The following is a 17,774-nucleotide window of genomic DNA, read 5'->3' on the forward strand; positions in this document are numbered from 1 at the left end:
AGGGTATTGCTTAATATCTTGGAAGGTGAGTAGACTAGTTTCAATTTTATTCATAGTCCTAAAATGATATCGTATAAATCCTTGCCGCTGAGGCACTTTGTTTTAGTTTTCATTGTATTCAGGGACGGTATAAATGATTCGAAAAGTCATAGTGGCTTTCATCTTAATCGCTTCTTTGTTGGCGTTTTTCTTTTTCACTGACGGACAAAATAACGCTTCAACTAAAGCCGCTATTTCCTCAAAAACTGATTCGGGATTAACAGAATCTGAATCTCAATTGCATTTCTCACGAAAAAAAGTCCTAGCAACGGATAGATTAAAAGCACTATACCGACAAAGACAAGCTTGCTACAGCGATCAAGAAAGCGCTAAAGACACTGCTCTAAAAATCCATGGAATGATTGTTTCAGCCTTAGAAAAAGAAATCAGAAATGGCGCGACTATTGGAGAACTTTATCAATATAAAAGTCAGTATTCGGTTTATTTTGAGTCCTTCAAAGATCTAATTATATTGGCGAAAATCAGGGTTGAAGAAGAGAAATACCAATTAACAGATAAGTTAGAAATTGTTGATCAATGGATGGGTATGGAAGTACTTCCAAAGTTTGCGCCTGAAAAGCGGGCTAAGACCATTGAAAGGCTCCTTGAATATAAAGATTCATCTGTCATATTTACTGTTAAACTCGCAGATAGTGTTGCACCTCAAGACATAAAAAATCTGATTAAGAATAACGGAAACTTTAATACTTACTTAAAAATGCGCAACCTGCATTTAGCAAGTAAAGATGAAGATTCTTTATACCTTATCCCTTATATCTCTCCTTCACTTCTATTCATTAAAGTAGCAGAGCAACTATCTTTTTCGGAATTCAAACAGGCCATAAGAAATCATCGCTTCACCGTCAATGAAATCGCTGTTGCGATGTTAAATAACCTGTCATTCGAGTACTTAGAAGCATTACTTCAACAAACTGACAATATCGGGGATTTCCCTATCACTGCAAACTTTGACCGGTTTATCTTTGAAAATTTAGCTGATATAGCTGCCTATAAACACCAAGTTAAATTGCTGCATTTACTCGAAGAGAAAGGGATTCAAGCTACTAATTTGCCAGGCTTAGTAACAGGTCTGGATCTGGCCACCCAAGGTATTTTTAGCAACCTAAAAAGTAATATTGACCAAGCCACTTTGGAAGATTACCTAGAGACCCTTGAATTCTTCAACCGCAGAGGTTATCCAATGCATGCTCGTGAAGATGCTCATCAAGATGAAATGATAACTTGGTATGGCTCTGAATATACTTCAATAAAGCCCTCGAGAGCTCTTCAGAATAATGTTTTGCAGCAAAAATTAAATTCCTTAATAAAGATTACCCCTGCAGACTATAGTAAGCAAAAACCTTCGGATGAGTCCGAAATATCGAAAGTAATTCAACAAGCGAATCAATTAAAATTTGCCCGAGAGCAATATGCGCTAACCTGTGAGGACATTGGGGAAGCAATTATCGAAGAGGAAGGTTACAAAACAAGCTTTGATTTTCGAACTTTTAGGGACTCACTTTCAATTAAGGCTACCGTTGACGAAATATTTGCTGAACTACAAGCGATAGACCCGACACTAGTTGATTTATGGATGCCGCCTCCCGACGTTATATTTTCAACATCCGACCGAGACAAAATCCCCTTGTTACAGTTATTAGATGATCAGGATGTTGATGCCCTCATTAATTACGTGTCACAAAATCCACTGTCGTCTTTAGAAACCGCTTATTTGTTTCAGTACGTATTTCAAAAGCCTGAGATATTCATGGTTGTCTGGCACGCTAGAATAGATCCAAAGCTACCTACCAACATGCATTTGCTTCGACGGTCGAACTATGAAAAATGGTTTGCTCTGGTTAACGAAGGATTTGATTTTTCGATATTTACTGTAGAGCAAAAACGAGGTAGAGATATCTTTACTATCGCTGCATTAGAGTCCCAAGAATTAGTAGAGCTTTTATTAGACAATGGATATCAGCCAGGTTTTAAGCATTATGGTGTAGATTCATTGGATGTGGTGCTTGATGATAGTTACGAAAAAGGTAACCTTAATCCCAATTATTTCGTTATTAAAGCACAAATACCCGAACTGGAATCTAGTCATATTTCGAGAATGGCTAGGTTAAAAATGTTCTTTCCTCAAGCGTATGCAAAATTACAACTTAGCGATGAAGAAATGGCCCGAGTTAATAGCTCTGATATCAATCGCTACCACAAGGATATTACTAAAAGACATTGATTTTGTATTAAGCACGAAATGACAGTAATGAGCCTTAGAGCATCCATTGGGTATTAACCCATATATCTTTTAGTCAATTTACATTATTCCTTTTTATCGGTAATTCCTTAACATCGACCTTGGGAAAATACACTTGTTTTCAAGGAAATGTAGTATGAAGTTAAGTGAAGTATTAATCGTAGTAATTTTAGGTGCAGCGGCCTATAAATCCCTTTATGCAGATAATAAACCTTCCACCTCAAAACCGGTAGCAAATGTTGATAACAGTTATTTAACGGCTTTACGCTCGCCTCAAACGACAACCCAATCTTTTGTTTGTGATGGTCGACAGTATTGCAGTGATATGCGTTCTTATGAAGAGGCGATGTTTTTTCTGAAGAACTGTCCTGATACTAAAATGGATGGCGACAATGACGGCATACCTTGTGAAAAGCAAATGCATGCCAATGATTGGTCACTGAATTAAACCGTTTGAATAGTGCATTCTTCGCTGATTATCCATAATAATGGCTTCGAACTCTGGCAGGCTGTTAATCAAGCCTAAACCATTTTGTAAGCCCATAACAAACACCGCAGTAGAAAGACCATCATTGTAAACAGATTCTGGCCCTATAATAGACACCGATTGAACCTCATAGGTGGAAGCACCAGTTTTTGGGGATAGAATATGATGATAACGTTTGCCGTCTTGCTCAAAGTATCGCTCGTAATCTCCAGAAGTAGACATAGCAGTATTTTCCAACGGAATAACCACTGCTTGTCTGTCTTTATTTCGTGGGTCTCGTATGCCAACAATCCAAGGTTTTCCTCGTCTGTCTCCGAGTAATCTAGTATCCCCACCAGCGGTTACCAAAGCATGCTCAATGCCGAGGTCTTTTAATTTTTGAATGGCGTTATCTACTGCATATCCCTTGGCGATACCGCCTAAATCAATTTTCACATTCTCATGGGCAAACATAACAGTGTGTTTTTGAGGATCTAATTTAATATGCTGATAATTAATTGCGTCGAGTAAGGGCTGGATTTGAGCGTCAGTGGGTTTTTGATTCGTTTTGTAATTATACAGGTAGCCAACACTGGCAAAGGTAATATCGAATGCACCTTGACTCAATTCTGAGATTTGAATCGACAACGCCAACAAGTCGAACATTTCTTGCGAAATCTCCACCGGCCCATTCACAGCTTCACGGTTTATTTTAGACAGTTCACTGGTCTCAATGTAGGGACTCATCAACTGATTTATCCGTTCCATTTCTTTCATCACTATAGTCAGTGCTTGCGCGCCCACTTTAGGATCTGAATGCCAAACTTCAGCATGAATATTGGTCCCCATAATGCCTTCACTACGCGTATGCCACTGGGCATTTGCCGCTAGGGAAAAAAGCAGCAGAGTTAGATACATTGAAAGGGATTTAATCATGCTGAGCACCTAATCAAATGAAAAGCAAACCAATACCCGTCAACGCTATCAAAAGGGCACCTGTGTAAACATACTTTGAAGGATACTTGGTGTATTCTGGATGTAAAATGCAATACACGGCGGAAAAGGGTAAACACAGAATAATCAAAATACCAAATAGTTTATCGCCTTTACCAAAAGCCGCCGCCACTGTAATTAAGCTTCCAAAAAAGAACAGGGCAATACCGATACACGCGAAAATGGTAACCGCGACCAGTACGTAGCCGTTTGTGTCCAAGATATCCATAAAATCCTTTGTTGAGCAAATTGGTTTTTAAAATATGGTATCACTTAGAGGAGCAAAGGTAACTAATCTTGGCTACTAGCGGTTAGTTTTTCCCACTGCGCTTCTGTTAACACCTGTTTGTATTTAGTATCAAGTTGCCAGTCATCTTGTTCTGCTTTTTGCTCAATGAGGAAATCGAATAACAACGATTGTAAATCATCGTACTCTTGCAGCAAGCTGTCTTCTTGTTCAGGTTTGGCTACCAAGGATTGTAATTGTTCAGACTCGGTCAATTCCGCTTTAAGGGCGATTAGCTCTGAATAAATCTCTTCAATGTAGGGATCAATATCCACTATTCTGCTACCGGTCACTGTAATTGCTTCCAAGTCGTCGGCATTTTGCATTTCTTCGGCAACCATTTTTCGCTTTTCACTGCTTGCTCGCTGTTTAAGTAGCGCCATCTCTTTAGCGTCTCGTAAAGTGGCAACTTCCGGCTCAAACCTATCCGCTTGCTCTTCCTTTGATGCTGATGGCGGCGGCAGACTAGGGGATAGTTGCGATTCCAGAGGCTCGTTGGGTGTATGCATAAAAATAAACGCCACAAAAAGTGCTGATGCAGCAATGGATGTAGCAAATTGCCATTTTGTCCACAAAGGTTTAGCTTTGGACTTAGACGCTGCAGCCGTGTGTTGACGCGCCATCGCTAATACCTTGTCATCGACTTCAGATGAGGGTATTTGATGTTTTGTTTGTTGATACAGTTTGCTAACAAAGGCCGAGTCTTTTTCGTCTTGGTCATTCAAATTATCATCATTTTGATTACTCATATTGACTGACCTCCTTTATTTCCAGTATCTGATTTAAGTAAATCACCAAGTTTTTGCTCTAAACAATGTCGAAGTGATTGGTAAGCATAACGGAGTCGACTTTTTGTAGCTTCAAAGCCTGTATCTATGATCTCTGCGATTTCCTTGGCGCTAAGCCCTGACTCTTCTTTTAATAAAAAACAGTCTTTTTGTTGCATAGGCAATTTATCTAAACATTGCATCAACGCTTGAGATTGCAGCACTGTGTCATGGGCTTGTTCCGGCGATGATGCAGAAACACCTTCTACGGCTTCCTTATTTTCTGATTCCGAAATCACATTTTCGACCACCTTGATATGCCGAATATGATCAATTAAATGGTGACGCGCTATGGTATACAGCCAAGTGGTAAATTTTGCTTGCTGGTCAAAACTTGAGGCTCGGCTAATTACTTTGCTCCAAACCTCTTGGAATATATCTTCCACTAGGTTTTGATCGTGCAACTGACGTGCTACATAACGGAAAAGCCCGCCTTTATGTCGCTCATAGAGCAACTGAAAGGCGGCATATTCTCCGTTTACAAACTGAGTTAATAAGTTCTCGTCAGTTTCCTGTACTGTCTGATTGTTTAGCGTCACTTAATGCCTGTGCGTTTCGTACTAACTGAATAAATTCACTTCGATAACCAAATTCATCTTTGCCCTTGGTAGCATTGGCAGTTTCAGTTATCCATTGAAAACTGGTGTCAGGGACAAATTTACTCTTTTTCATCTGCTGTGCAAAGCCTGCAACCGCAACTGCAAACTTATAATCATCAGATTGAGCATCGAAGTTGGTTATTTGTTCGCGTTTTACTGCTTGTTGAATAAGCTCGCTGGTATCACTATCAGGTTGCTTAAAACGTAATTTTACAAACGCCAATTCGTCTGACACTTCCTTATCTTGCTGATTGTTTGTTTGATATCTTAGCTCGTCGTTAAACTTATCTTTGCTTTCAATCAAGGTTAATTCATACAGTGCGGTTACCGTATGGCCAGCACCAATATCACCGGCGTCTACTTTATCATTATTGAAGTCTTCTTTCGCTAATACGCGGTTTTCATAACCAATCAAACGATACTCAGCGACTTGATTTGGATTAAACTCCACTTGAATTTTGACGTCTTTGGCGATGATTTGCATGGTGGATTGAAGTTCATCAACCAATACTTTTCTGGCTTCGTTAATGGTGTCTATATAGGCATAGTTACCATTGCCAGCATCCGCCAGTTGTTCCATTAAATAATCATTGTAGTTACCCTGACCAAAGCCTAATGTGGTTAATGCGATACCTTTATCACGCTCTTGCTCGATGAGTTCTATAAGAGCGTCTTGGTCTGTCATGCCGACGTTAAAATCCCCATCGGTGGCTAAGATCACGCGGTTTATACCGTCTTTAATAAAGGCTTGTTCCGCCATTTTATAAGCTAATTGGATGCCTGCGCCGCCGTTTGTTGACCCGCCCGCTTGCAATTGATCCAGCGCTTGAGTTATTTGCGCTTTCTCGTTACCCGGAGTAGGTTCAAGTACCACACCTGAAGCACCCGCATATACCACAATAGATACGCTATCTTTAGCGCTCATTTGATTTGTTAACATAGTCAAAGAACGCTTCAGTAATGGGAGTTTATTCTCTTGGTTCATCGAACCAGACACATCTAAAAGAAATACCAGATTTCGACCAACATCATCTGCTATTTCAGGGGTAAAGCCTTTTAGCCCAATGCGCATTAGGTGACGTTGGTCATTCCAAGGCGAAACCGACACTGCGGTATTCACACTAAATGGTTGATCAATGTCTGTTGGCTGAGGATACTGATAATCAAAATAATTAATGAATTCTTCCACTCTCACCGCATCTGCTGGAGGTAAATAGCCCTGAGTCAACATGCGACGGGTATTGGTATAGCTACCAGTATCCACATCTATGGAAAAAGTAGAAACGGGGTCTGAACCAACTGTTTTTACAGGGTTTTCTTCAATATCTTGGTAGTTTTCATTGTTTGTATCTGGGCCTTGATAATCTAGTTCTTGCGGTCCTGGTGCCATTAACGAGTGAAAAGCAAAATTATCTGCCTTTTCTTGCACGATCCTCGATCCAGAGACTTGTATCATTTCTTGTTGCGCTCGTGCTTGATCTGCTTGCGCTTGTGCCGCTCGTTCTCGCTCAGCAATAACTTCACTTTCACCAGGTGAGTGTGAACAAGCGAAAGTAGCGAATACTGCAATGGCTAATAGACTGTGTTTAAAGCTAGTAGAAGGTCTTAACATGATAATTTCCTTTGGTCTTTCATGATTGTCTATTCCCTATTGACGGACCTGAGTGTGAAAAGGGTTATTTATTTTCTAATTTTTTTATTTTCTACTTAATCGACTATTAAATTATGAATAGATTCATTTGAATAACGCTAAAACATCACCAAAGGTGACCTTAACTTTTTCAAATAACTAGCCCGTTAATGTCAGTTTATTTTACGCCCACCAAGAACAACATCTTAAACCATTGAATTAAATGAGCTTTATTTTCGGCACATTGATTGCTAAGAGCATCTTGAATAGTTGAAGTACCAGTTCAGGATTTTTTATGTTTAAGACTTTATTACCCTTATTTTTTTTATGTTTTTCAGGATTTGTGTCTGCTAATTTGGTAACTATTAATTACACTGGAATCATATATAACGAACACAACCCCAATGGCAATGATAGTTATGATTTTGGATATGCTGTTGGTGACAGTATTACGGGATCATTTGTCATCAATTTAGCCAATTTACCCACAGATTCAAACAGCAGCTCAGTAGCAGCCACCTATAATGATAATCCTAATTATGATTCAGAGTTTGTTACCTCGTCAGTAAGTGTAAATTTCGAAAGTGACACTACTGATAGTTCTTATCGCAATTACGATTCAGTCCAAATACAAGACAGTTCCACTCTCAATCGTTTACTGGTAAGAGATTACGATTATGTGAGTAACTCCGACCGACGTGAATTAAACTATTCTTTAATCAATATTTATGATCCTTCCGATTTAAACATTTTTAATGGCGGAAACTTAGATATTTCGTTTTCCCTTAATCAAAGTCAGTTGGCAAATATAGAATATAACTACGGCATTGTTTTTGTTGATAGATACGACCTAGATGATGTAGCAAATACTAGAGAGCGAAATTATATTCAGTTTAATATGACCAGCCTTTCTTATCAGTACAGTGCAAGCAACGCGGTCCCTACGCCGGGAATATTTGTTCTGTCAGGTCTAGGTTTTCTTGTGGTATTTGCTCGTCGTTTGAGAAACGCCTAAATCTCGAAAAGATTACTTTAAGAAGGTCGCTCTGGCGACCTTTACTTACGTACTGCTACGCCTGCTCTTACACCAGTTAATTCGCTGTTTTGCAAAACAGCTTTGCCATTTACAAGCATATGTTCAATACCTACAGAATATTGATGAGGCTGAGCAAAGGTAGATTTATCTTGGATGGTATTAGCATCCCACACAATAATATCTGCCTTGTAACCTTCTTTTAGTAAACCTCTGTCAGATAGTCCCATCCGTTGTGCTGGCATGGATGTCATTTTCTTAATCGCTTCTGGTAATGACAGAACTGACTTATCTCTCACATAGTGCGCCAGTACTCGTGGATATGTGCCATAGTTTCGAGGATGAGGACTGCCCTTCATCCATTCGATACCAGTGCCGTCAGACGCGATAGATGAATTTGGATGGCGCATAATTCTTTCTACATCATCATCTTTCATGGTGTGGTAAATTCCTCTTCCACCACCGGCAAGTTGAATTTCAACTGCCAAATTTGCGGCTTCAATGGGAGTTACTTCGCGATCGAGGGAAGTTAGTACCTGTGCGAAAGTTTTTCCTTCCCATTCAGGGTTTTTCACGTATCGACTTATTTGAATTCGATTAAGGTCATCGCCCGCTCTTTGGTTATAGATAATATCGGCACTTTCTTGAATGATTTTTTGTTTTAATTCGGGATCATTTATCCGTTGTTCAAACGCCTTATCACCGCCCGCGAGAGACCACGAAGGTAATAACACGCCTAAATTGGTATTCGACGCAGTGTATGGATATAAATCTAGGGTAACATCTAACCCTTCGGCGTTGTAACTATCAACCAACGCCAAGGTTTTTTTGCTCAACCCCCACGCGGAAGGACCAGAGGTTTTATGGTGAGAAATATGCACCGGTATTCCGGTTTTCTTTGCCACATTAACAGTTTCTTCAACCGCTTCTATAACGTGCTCACCTTCGCTGCGCATATGAGTAGCGTAAAAGCCACCTTGAGCTTGGGCAACTGATGCTAAAGCTTCAAGTTCTGAAGGTGGCGCATAAGTTCCAGGAATGTACAAAAGCCCTGACGATAAACCAAAAGCACCTTGTTCAATCCCATTTGAAACCAACGTCTGCATAGCTGCAATTTCAGTATCAGTGGCGTGCCTGTTTTCTCTTTGCATTATTTTGCGACGAACACTGTTGTGGCCAATTAACAGGGCAACATTAATCGCACTGCCTTGTTCCGACAGTCTTTCAAAGTAGTTCCCGATATTGACCGGGCTACCGCCGCAATTCCCGCCCAATATAGTGGTGACTCCCTGTTTTACGATAAAAGGTACGTCAGGGGTTCTTAAAATCCCCCATTCTGCGTGGGAATGCAGATCGATAAACCCAGGTGAAACCATCTTTCCTGTGGCATCAATTTCCTTTGTGTTTTGGCTGTTGCGTAGTTTTCCATAGGGAGCTATCGCCACTATTGTATCGCCAATTATGCCAATATCGGCCGAATAAGTATCCTCGCCTGATCCGTCATTGACCAAACCATTACGAATGATAATGTCGTACTCAAGTGTAGGTTCATTGCTTGCACAAGCAATGAGGCTCAGAAGGGTTGTAAGGATTATGAATAGTTTCATATTGCCTACCATAGCGGTAAAAGTGAATTAAAACAAATAAGTTTAGGTGAAAATTAAAGCTAGGAAGTGGGGAAGTCAATTTACTCTGAATCCAGTTAATAATTAACCCCGACTCCATTATTTCTAAAGAATGAACTACGGCTCCATTATTTTTTTTTGAAAAAAATTAAAAAAAATACTTGAAAAGGTTTTTTTCGATCCTACATATAAGTTGTAGGCGCCAGAAGGGTCTACAAAACCGCCGCCGGAAAGCCGGGGCATCAAAACTTAAATTTTTAACATATTGCTTAATAGGAAGGATATGAGAATGCGTACTATAGATCTATCTCCACTTTACCGTTCATTTATTGGTTCTGACCACTTGGCTGCTATGATTGATGCAGCAAACAGACAAGAAAAACAAACCTCTTATCCGCCGTATAACATTGAGTTATTGGGCGAAGATAAATATAGAATTACTATGGCCATTGCAGGCTTTTCTCAAGAAGATGTACTCATTGAAGTGCAAGAAAACACCTTGAAAGTGCAAGGCAATAAAGAAACGTCTGAACAAGACGAAAAAACTGTAAACGAGCGCAAGTTCTTACACAAAGGTATCTCTGAGCGTAATTTCGAACGTAAGTTCCAACTCGGTGATAACGTGAAAGTACTATCCGCTGACTTACAAAATGGATTATTGCACATCGATTTAGAACGTGTGGTGCCTGAAGCCCAAAAACCACGTCGAATTGAAATAGGCAGTAACCTTATCGAAAACCAATAATTGGTTCGACTTCTCCCTAAACTAAAGCGCTCTTTTGAGCGCTTTTTTTTATGCCCGCTAGTTTTTGTCTGTTTTCAAATAGTTGAGTTATTTATTGTAGGCGCTTATTCTAAATAAAAACTCGACCTTTCACGACAGATCCCAAGGACAATATGAGAATCATTAAACCTGCTTTCGCTAGTGCAATACTGCTGCTTTTTTTAGCCGGCTGTAGCGACCCCAAACCAACTCCTAGTTCAGATAACGCATCCACATCAACAGCACAACCAGAGCTTAAATTCAGTTATGAAAAATACCAGTTGGACAATGGGCTAACAGTTATTCTGCACCAAGATAAGTCTGATCCAATAGTCGCATTGTCGACTGTGGTGCACGTTGGCTCTAATCGTGAACAACCTGGACGTACTGGATTTGCTCACTTTTTTGAGCATATGGCATTTAATGATTCAGAAAATGTACCCATGGGTGCTAACAGAAAAATGATTCCCGAGCTTGGCGGAGAGCGCAATGGTGGCACTTGGAGTGACGGTACTATTTATTATGAAGTAGTGCCCAAAGATGCTTTTGATAAGTTGTTATGGATAGATTCTGATCGCCTAGGTTTTATGATCAATACTGTGACTCAGCCAACACTAGAGCGCGAAAAACAAGTGGTCAAAAATGAAAAACGCCAACGAGTGGATAACCGCCCATATGGCCACACAGATCACGTAATCCGTAAGGCTCTCTATCCTAAAGGTCACCCGTATAGCTGGACAGTGATAGGCGATTTGGAAGATTTACAAGCCGCCACCTTAGAAGACGTTAAACGCTTTTATAATGAATTTTATACCCCGTCCAACGTAACTTTAGTGATTGCTGGCGATATCGATATTGAAGAAACAAAACAGAAAGTGGAATACTGGTTTGGTGAAATTGCAAAAGGAGAAAAGGTTGATCCTTTATCTCCCATGCCAGTGACCTTAGAAAAAGACATTCTGTTATTTCATGAAGATAATTTTGCGCGTTTACCCGAAATTCGCATGACCTACCCAACAGTAGAACAATATCATCCAGATGCCTATGCCCTAGACATGCTCGCTCGTGTTTTAGCTGGCACCAAGGATACGCCTTTATACGAATTAATCGTGACAGAAAAACAGTTAGCCCCAAATGTCGCTGCCTATCATTCTAGTCAAGAAATCGCGGGGACATTTACTGTAAGAGTTAGGGCAAATGCTGACCAAGATTTGGATGAAGTGCAACAAGTAATCCAGCAAGCTTTCAATAAATTTGTTGCCGATGGAGTAAGTGAAGACAAACTAACCAGAATTAGAGCTCAGACTGAGACGTCTTTTTATCAGCAGTTTGAAAGCATCTTAAATAAGTCGCTTCAACTCGGGATTTACAATGAATATGCTGGCTCACCTGATTTTTATAAAACTGAAATAGAACGTATTAATGCTGTTACCACTGAAGATATAATGCGCGTATTTAATCAGTATATAAAAGACCAGCCAGCGGTTATTACTAGCTTCGTGCCAAAGCAAAAATTAGAGCTTGCTGTTGCAAATTCAACGCTAGCAAATGTGGTCGAAGAACAAATAGTGCAAGGAGCCGAAACTACCTTTGAAGAAAAAGCCTTGGACAACTTTACTATCACACCGACTAAAAATGATCGCAGCGAACCACCACTAGGAGAGCTTCCTGCGCTTAAAGTGCCCGAAGTCTGGCAACAAACGACAGAGTTAGGCATTCAGGTATTTGGAATTGAGCAAAACGAATTACCTCTGGTGAATTTTAGTCTTATTATTCCAGGCGGGCAGTTATTAGATCCTGCATCTAAGGAAGGGGTTTCCTCTTTAATGGCGGACATGTTGATGGAAGGAACCACTGAAAAATCAGCAGCCGAATTTGAGCAAGCCCTCGGCCTGTTAGGTGCTAGCTTGTCAGTATCAGCAAACCGTTATGAAATTGATATCAGTGGCCGCGTGTTAGCGAAAAACTATCAAGCGACAATGGCCTTAGTTGGTGAGATGTTGCTTTCACCTTCTTTTGATCAAGCAGCTTTTGACCGCTTAAAACAAGCCCAATTAACCAATATCAAGCAGCAACAAAGCAATCCTAGTCGAGTGGCTTATAACGCTTTTGCAAGTAAACTATACGGGGATAATCATCCTTTGGGCATACCCTCAGGAGGCACCGAAACAAGTGTCGAAAATATTACCCTAGCAGATGTGAAATCCTATTATCAGCAATATGTTAAGCCCCAAGGCGCGAGTTATCATATCGTTGGCAATATTAGCCAAACTAAGGTAGTTAGCACCCTAGAAAGCTTGTCTGAATGGACAGGTGAAGTTGCCGCGTTACCCACAATTGCGCCTGCGAAAACAGATACTTCTAGCCGCGTCTATTTTATTGATATCCCAAATGCTAAGCAGTCGGTCATTTATATAGGCAAACTATTACCAGACCAACAGCATCCTGATTCATATGCGATTGAATATGCAAACACTGCGTTAGGCGGTGGAATTTCAGGTAGACTCGCGCAAACCTTACGTATAGAAAAAGGCTACACTTACGGCGCTTACAGTTTCGTCCAAGATGGTCCATATTTGTCAAGCTTTATAGCCAGTTCACAGGTGCGTTCTAATGTGACCAAAGAATCTTTGCAAGAATTTAAACGCCTAGTGGGTCAGTATAAACAGACTTTTGGTGAAAGCGACTTGGCGACCATGCAGAACATGGTGATAAAGGGTAACTCCCGCGATTTTGAAACATTAAATGACAAGCTGAGAATTCTTGAAGAAATGAGCAAAAAAGGGTTAACCGCGGACTACATAGTTAACAATCAAGATTATGTGTTTAATGCGGACTTACCTGAAGTGCATCGCGTAATAGACACCTATTTGCAAGAGCCGCAGATGATTTATGTGATTGCCGGTGATGCAGCTACTCAATTCTCTGGCGTTGAATCCTTTGCCCAAAGCGTAGATTCTAAAGTGATTGAACTTGATATCAATGGCGATCCAGTGACCTTGGAATAAACCTTGTATAAAAAGAGCGGTAACTAAAAGGGCGGTAAAATGGCTGGATTGAAGTTAGTCATGCTTTCGGCACTGGCAATGGTTGCATTTGCAGCTAATTCATTGTTGTGTCGTATGGCTCTGGTCGAAACCCAAATAGATCCAGCCTCATTTACCCTTTGGCGAATCCTCAGCGGCGCTATTATCTTGAGCTTGATAGTCATGGCTCGCAAACGCAACCCTTTTAAAGCGGGTAGTCTGAAATCCGGATTAGCACTCATGGTGTATGCTGGCGGCTTTTCATTTGCCTACATCAGCATGACTACTGGGGCTGGTGCTTTATTGCTGTTTGGCGCCGTGCAAATCACCATGATAGGTTGGGGGTTGTACAAAGGGGAAAGAATGTCCAAGCTTCAATGGTTGGGATTTGTTTTGGCCATAGTTGGATTGGTGTTGCTATTACTTCCTAGTGCTTCTGTGCCTGAAATCTCAAGTGCAGCGCTTATGGTTTCAGCAGGTATAGCTTGGGGCATTTATTCTCTATTGGGAAAGGGGACTGCGATGCCCATTGAAGCAACGGCTGGTAATTTCATTCGAGCCTTACCTTTCGCAATTTTACTGTTTATTCTATTTCTGCCCCATCAAGAGACAGACTATACCGGTATAGCCTACGCCATTGCTTCAGGTGCTATAGCTTCCGGATTGGGTTATGCACTTTGGTACAGCATTTTGCCTTACATTGCCGCGATCAAAGCTGCCACCTTGCAGCTTTCAGTACCTGTCATTGCCGTATTTGCTGGCTGGATGTTTTTGCAAGAAGCATTCACTACTCGCATTGTGATCAGTTCAGCCTTGGTGTTAGGTGGCGTTGGCTTAGTAATTTGGGTAAAAAGCACCGCACATCAACCTTGATTCAAGTGCATTTGTAGCTACTTTATCCAGCCATTTTTTTCCGCGGTTACACTTAAAAAGAATAATCCTACAGCTATCAGAAATACCAGTCCCTGAATAATCAACACTCCTGCGCCTACTAAGGTTGCTGCATCCATGAAAAAGAACAACGCAATATCTTGAAGAACTAAGCCGACAATTGAGAGGATAAAGCTGATTTTCGCCCAAGACTGCTTCAACAATAATCCTAAGCAGCCAATGACACCAAAACCGACCGCAGCTACAGAAGCAAAAGGGGCCCAGATGGGGCGCATTGCATACATTTGTTGCTGAGCTTCAGGAAAAAGCTTAATGTCTTCTGCGGTTAACGTGAAATCAAGACCAACGGCAGCGGCACCGATGAGATTCCACAACAGCGCCACTGCAGAGAATATATAAAACCAAATAGGGGGCTTGTTCATGTTCAGTCCTTTGTTAGTTTTTTATTGCAGTCTATACAATTTTTGAAAAAGAATCGAAACAAAAAACGACGATTAATATTCGAGGGAGGGAATGTACTATTCTTAATTCTTCCCGTCAGCCTCGAGACATCGCGGATCTCTTTCAAGAATCCGCGTTGCGAAAGCTTTGCACGACGAACTTCCGACTAAAATTTCGACATAACTAACTCTGTATAAATACGTTTTTGATATAAGCTCGCTATAGAACAAAAAACAAGCCAAATCGGCATCATATGCATTCTTTAAATTTCGAGCAAAATCAGTAGTTAACAAAGAAATCCATATGTAGCGAGAAAACCCTCTAAATAGAGTCTCGCGAAATCCAGTGCAAACAGACCTAAACTAAAGTTGACCCTACAAAATTAAATGTTGTATAACAGTCATTTAGAATAAAAGGATATTAGCGATGAATCTACTGCACTTTCGTACATATGCGAGATACTCGCTAATAAGATGTTATGTCCTTAGCAAATTAAATCAACATCGGAGGTTGTAGTACTGTGCTAGTTTTTCTTCATATTTTTGCAGGCAGCATAGCTTTGCTCGCTGGAACCATAAGTTTCTTGGCCAAAAAGGGGGCAAATACGCACAGAAAAGCTGGCAAAGTTTTTGTTATCTCAATGGTGCTTATGACTCTATCTGGTGCTTTGTTGGCATTCATTAATGATGAAATGCTAAACATGGTTGCAGGTCTAGTAACATTCTATTTAGTTTGCACAGCTTTCGTTGCTGCCCGCATAACGACTTTCAAGCCTAACCTGACTAATCTTTCATTAGCATTTTTTGGCCTCTTGGTTGGTGTATATGCCGTTCTAACGGGATTTCATGCATTAAGCCAAGGTATTGCGAAGATTGATGGTAATCCAACTCAGGTCATTATAGTTTTTGGCACCATTTCATTATTGGCTGCTCTTGCGGATACATACCTTCTCAAAAAACAAAAACTAAATAACAAAGCAAGGCTAGTGCGTCACAGTTGGCGCATTGGCGTTGCTATGTTTATCGCAGCAGCTTCCTTTTTCCTTGGTCAATCTCAGGTATTCCCAGGAGCAATCAGGAATTCTTTTCTCCTTGTAACTCCTGTTTTGCTTGTTTTATTATCAACGATTTATTGGGTTGTACGTGTTCGTGTGTGGGGTTTAAAAAGACGGACATAACAAAGCCATTATGGCAGGGACGCAAAACGCTTGGCTTGCGCTCCTTCGTCGCCAATTTTAGCCAAGCATTTCTGCGCCCCATATGGCGGCGTTAGCTGAACGGGTTAAAACATGAGATCTTTTTTCCTTTTTGTTTCAATCTTAATCACGTTTCAATGTGGCGCACAAAGTTGGTATAAATTAGATAATCCAAAAGTTGATTTAGAGATAAGTGAGTTAGAGCTTGAAATTGCAATATGGACTGAAATTAACAGAATGATGGTAGGAGTCGTTCCAGATCGATCTGTCTTCACTTATCACTATCAAATAAAAGATGAAAATACAGTTGTAATTTGGGGGTATTGCGAAGTTGATGAATCATTTGAATCTATGGACAAGTCAAAACAAAGACTGGTTGTATTAGATGGCGGTACTTGTTATTTCACAGCTCAATATACTGTGGATTTGGGAAGCGTAAAGGTAGTGTTTAATGGAGTCGCATAGCATGGCAGCTAACAAGAAAATCAAGCCGTTGAACAAGTTCAACTGTGACACGACTTCGTCGCACACCATATTCAGTTGTTATGTTTTTTAAGGGGCCGTCAAAAGTAGACAGTTCATTTAATAATTTAGGGATGAGATGAAGTTCAAGAACCGTAATTTGAGGGAAATAGGTGAAATGATTGTGGGTGATATGGATTATTTCCCTTACCGGTCTAGTAGCTACATTACTCAGTTCTTTGAGGACTGTGATCTTGATTTTGTCCATGATGGCTCTACTCGCAGAGTATGGGCTGCAGAACGAATGGCAGAATTACTAGATGAACCTCAGTCTATGGCTAATACTCTCCCAGATCGTTTTGTACATGTCCTTCAAGTCCTAATGCATAAATCTGATGCAGAAGATAACGATCAAGATCGGACACTTGCCCTTGAATTACTAAATAAGCCATTGTCACGCGAAGGGTTCGAAGCATTCTATGGGGAGGATGATCTCCTTTATATTCGTCATATAGGAACAAAAACAGTTTCAACAATCACCAATCCTCATAGGCCATTTACACCTAACGAAGTTAAAAAGAGAGAGCAATTAACAGAATATCTTGATAAATGCTCTGAAGATGAGTTGATTGAAGAGGTTTTGTTACCTTTATTTCGCCAGTTAGGGTATCACCGAATTACAGCTGCAGGTCATAAAGACAAAGCGCTGGAATACGGGAAAGATATTTGGATGAGATTTGTTTTGCCCACTCAGCATGTTCTCTATTTCGGAATACAAGCGAAAAAGGGAAAACTAGATTCTGCCGGTGTAACGAAATCATCAAATGCAAATATTGCTGAAATATACAATCAGGTACTGATGATGTTGGGCCATGAAATATTTGATCCTGAAACTAGTAAAAGGGTTTTAGTCGATCATGCATTTATCGTTGCAGGGGGAGAAATTACGAAGCAAGCTAGGAATTGGCTTGGGGGAAAACTAGATGCTTCTAAGAGAAGCCAAATACTCTTCATGGATAGGGAAGATATTTTAAACTTATACACAGTATCTAATCTCCCTCTCCCAGAAGGGGCAGTTCCCAAACCAAAAGATATATTTGATGATGATATTCCATTTTAAAATGTGGAGTTCTAAATACAAAAACATAATCGGGTAGCCAGGGGTCTCTAACCCTCAGCCCCCACAACACCCTGCATGCGGCTCCGCACAGGGCGTTTCACTTAGGATAGTGAAGTGC

Annotated in this window: 15 protein-coding genes and 1 pseudogene; 9 read left to right on the forward strand and 7 right to left on the reverse strand. The window is 40.5% G+C overall.

Annotation, left to right across the window (positions count from 1 at the left end; genetic code table 11):
• The first annotated feature begins 133 nt into the window (after positions 1 to 133).
• Together ACNKW3_RS16835 and ACNKW3_RS16840 are read left to right on the forward strand one after the other, a co-directional pair.
• Positions 134 to 2,281, forward strand: a complete 2,148-nt coding sequence (locus ACNKW3_RS16835; RefSeq protein WP_427400493.1) for a hypothetical protein — start codon at positions 134 to 136, stop codon at positions 2,279 to 2,281.
• Between the two features lie 301 nt (positions 2,282 to 2,582).
• Positions 2,583 to 2,747 (forward strand): annotated as a pseudogene (locus ACNKW3_RS16840) (excalibur calcium-binding domain-containing protein); the annotation flags it as partial.
• Here the strand turns inward: ACNKW3_RS16840 and ACNKW3_RS16845 are convergent.
• The 5 genes from ACNKW3_RS16845 to ACNKW3_RS16865 form a co-directional block, all read right to left on the reverse strand.
• A complete protein-coding gene (locus ACNKW3_RS16845; protein WP_427400494.1) occupies positions 2,736 to 3,701 on the reverse strand; it encodes an FAD:protein FMN transferase in 966 nt (321 codons plus the stop codon). The pseudogene ACNKW3_RS16840 and the gene ACNKW3_RS16845 overlap by 12 nt on opposite strands.
• Before the next feature lie 13 nt (positions 3,702 to 3,714).
• A complete protein-coding gene (locus ACNKW3_RS16850; RefSeq protein ID WP_427400495.1) occupies positions 3,715 to 3,987 on the reverse strand; it encodes a hypothetical protein in 273 nt (90 codons plus the stop codon).
• 62 nt (positions 3,988 to 4,049) lie between these two features.
• Positions 4,050 to 4,793, reverse strand: coding sequence for a hypothetical protein (locus ACNKW3_RS16855; protein WP_427400496.1), 744 nt, complete (start codon positions 4,791 to 4,793; stop codon positions 4,050 to 4,052).
• On the reverse strand, positions 4,790 to 5,410 hold the full coding sequence (locus ACNKW3_RS16860) for a sigma-70 family RNA polymerase sigma factor (protein WP_427400497.1): 621 nt from the start codon (positions 5,408 to 5,410) through the stop codon (positions 4,790 to 4,792). The genes ACNKW3_RS16855 and ACNKW3_RS16860 overlap by 4 nt, the downstream gene beginning before the upstream one ends.
• The gene (locus tag ACNKW3_RS16865; protein ID WP_427400498.1) at positions 5,376 to 7,082 is read right to left on the reverse strand and encodes a vWA domain-containing protein; all 1,707 of its coding nucleotides are present in this window, start codon (positions 7,080 to 7,082) and stop codon (positions 5,376 to 5,378) included. The genes ACNKW3_RS16860 and ACNKW3_RS16865 overlap by 35 nt, the downstream gene beginning before the upstream one ends.
• Positions 7,083 to 7,395: 313 nt before the next feature.
• Between ACNKW3_RS16865 and ACNKW3_RS16870 the strand changes: the two genes are divergently transcribed.
• Entirely contained in the window at positions 7,396 to 8,115 is a 720-nt protein-coding gene (locus ACNKW3_RS16870; RefSeq protein ID WP_427400499.1) for a hypothetical protein, read from the forward strand.
• 41 nt (positions 8,116 to 8,156) lie between these two features.
• Here ACNKW3_RS16870 and ACNKW3_RS16875 read toward each other — a convergent pair whose 3' ends face one another.
• Positions 8,157 to 9,740 carry an N-acyl-D-amino-acid deacylase family protein gene (locus ACNKW3_RS16875; RefSeq protein ID WP_427400500.1) on the reverse strand — a complete coding sequence of 528 codons (1,584 nt, stop codon included), beginning with the start codon at positions 9,738 to 9,740 and terminating at the stop codon, positions 8,157 to 8,159.
• 307 nt (positions 9,741 to 10,047) lie between these two features.
• Here ACNKW3_RS16875 and ACNKW3_RS16880 point away from each other — a divergent pair, with 307 nt between their 5' ends.
• The 3 genes from ACNKW3_RS16880 to ACNKW3_RS16890 all read left to right on the forward strand — a co-directional run bounded on the left by ACNKW3_RS16880 (position 10,048) and on the right by ACNKW3_RS16890 (position 14,420).
• Complete coding sequence (locus ACNKW3_RS16880; RefSeq protein ID WP_427400501.1) at positions 10,048 to 10,503, forward strand: Hsp20 family protein; 456 nt, start codon at positions 10,048 to 10,050, stop codon at positions 10,501 to 10,503.
• Between the two features lie 152 nt (positions 10,504 to 10,655).
• Positions 10,656 to 13,529, forward strand: coding sequence for a M16 family metallopeptidase (locus tag ACNKW3_RS16885; protein ID WP_427400502.1), 2,874 nt, complete (start codon positions 10,656 to 10,658; stop codon positions 13,527 to 13,529).
• A 39-nt stretch (positions 13,530 to 13,568) separates the two neighbouring features.
• The gene (locus tag ACNKW3_RS16890) at positions 13,569 to 14,420 is read left to right on the forward strand and encodes a DMT family transporter (RefSeq protein WP_427400503.1); all 852 of its coding nucleotides are present in this window, start codon (positions 13,569 to 13,571) and stop codon (positions 14,418 to 14,420) included.
• A gap of 17 nt (positions 14,421 to 14,437) precedes the next feature.
• Here the strand turns inward: ACNKW3_RS16890 and ACNKW3_RS16895 are convergent, their stop codons facing one another.
• On the reverse strand, positions 14,438 to 14,860 hold the full coding sequence (locus ACNKW3_RS16895) for a hypothetical protein (protein ID WP_427400504.1): 423 nt from the start codon (positions 14,858 to 14,860) through the stop codon (positions 14,438 to 14,440).
• A gap of 539 nt (positions 14,861 to 15,399) precedes the next feature.
• On the opposite strand from ACNKW3_RS16895, the gene ACNKW3_RS16900 reads away from it, so the two are divergent.
• The 3 genes from ACNKW3_RS16900 (at position 15,400) to ACNKW3_RS16910 (ending at position 17,656) form a co-directional block, all read left to right on the forward strand.
• Positions 15,400 to 16,056, forward strand: coding sequence for a DUF2306 domain-containing protein (locus tag ACNKW3_RS16900; RefSeq protein ID WP_427400505.1), 657 nt, complete (start codon positions 15,400 to 15,402; stop codon positions 16,054 to 16,056).
• Positions 16,057 to 16,167: 111 nt separating this feature from the next.
• Positions 16,168 to 16,539, forward strand: a complete 372-nt coding sequence (locus ACNKW3_RS16905) for a hypothetical protein (protein WP_427400506.1) — start codon at positions 16,168 to 16,170, stop codon at positions 16,537 to 16,539.
• Between the two features lie 136 nt (positions 16,540 to 16,675).
• Positions 16,676 to 17,656: a hypothetical protein gene (locus tag ACNKW3_RS16910; protein ID WP_427400507.1), complete on the forward strand. Its 981-nt coding sequence runs from the start codon at positions 16,676 to 16,678 to the stop codon at positions 17,654 to 17,656.
• The last annotated feature ends 118 nt before the right edge of the window (positions 17,657 to 17,774 follow it).

This window comes from Glaciecola sp. 1036 (assembly GCF_050306235.1).
Lineage (GTDB): Bacteria > Pseudomonadota > Gammaproteobacteria > Enterobacterales > Alteromonadaceae > Glaciecola.

What these genes read in the sequence shown, in the direction of transcription:
- ACNKW3_RS16895 (WP_427400504.1), bottom strand. Translation starts at nt 14,860, where the DNA reads ATGAACAAGCCCCCTATTTGGTTTTATATATTCTCTGCAGTGGCGCTG.
- ACNKW3_RS16870 (WP_427400499.1), top strand. Translation starts at nt 7,396, where the DNA reads ATGTTTAAGACTTTATTACCCTTATTTTTTTTATGTTTTTCAGGATTT.
- ACNKW3_RS16880 (WP_427400501.1), top strand. Translation starts at nt 10,048, where the DNA reads ATGCGTACTATAGATCTATCTCCACTTTACCGTTCATTTATTGGTTCT.
- ACNKW3_RS16875 (WP_427400500.1), bottom strand. Translation starts at nt 9,740, where the DNA reads ATGAAACTATTCATAATCCTTACAACCCTTCTGAGCCTCATTGCTTGT.
- ACNKW3_RS16835 (WP_427400493.1), top strand. Translation starts at nt 134, where the DNA reads ATGATTCGAAAAGTCATAGTGGCTTTCATCTTAATCGCTTCTTTGTTG.
- ACNKW3_RS16890 (WP_427400503.1), top strand. Translation starts at nt 13,569, where the DNA reads ATGGCTGGATTGAAGTTAGTCATGCTTTCGGCACTGGCAATGGTTGCA.
- ACNKW3_RS16865 (WP_427400498.1), bottom strand. Translation starts at nt 7,082, where the DNA reads ATGTTAAGACCTTCTACTAGCTTTAAACACAGTCTATTAGCCATTGCA.
- ACNKW3_RS16850 (WP_427400495.1), bottom strand. Translation starts at nt 3,987, where the DNA reads ATGGATATCTTGGACACAAACGGCTACGTACTGGTCGCGGTTACCATT.
- ACNKW3_RS16885 (WP_427400502.1), top strand. Translation starts at nt 10,656, where the DNA reads ATGAGAATCATTAAACCTGCTTTCGCTAGTGCAATACTGCTGCTTTTT.
- ACNKW3_RS16905 (WP_427400506.1), top strand. Translation starts at nt 16,168, where the DNA reads ATGAGATCTTTTTTCCTTTTTGTTTCAATCTTAATCACGTTTCAATGT.
- ACNKW3_RS16910 (WP_427400507.1), top strand. Translation starts at nt 16,676, where the DNA reads ATGAAGTTCAAGAACCGTAATTTGAGGGAAATAGGTGAAATGATTGTG.
- ACNKW3_RS16845 (WP_427400494.1), bottom strand. Translation starts at nt 3,701, where the DNA reads ATGATTAAATCCCTTTCAATGTATCTAACTCTGCTGCTTTTTTCCCTA.
- ACNKW3_RS16855 (WP_427400496.1), bottom strand. Translation starts at nt 4,793, where the DNA reads ATGAGTAATCAAAATGATGATAATTTGAATGACCAAGACGAAAAAGAC.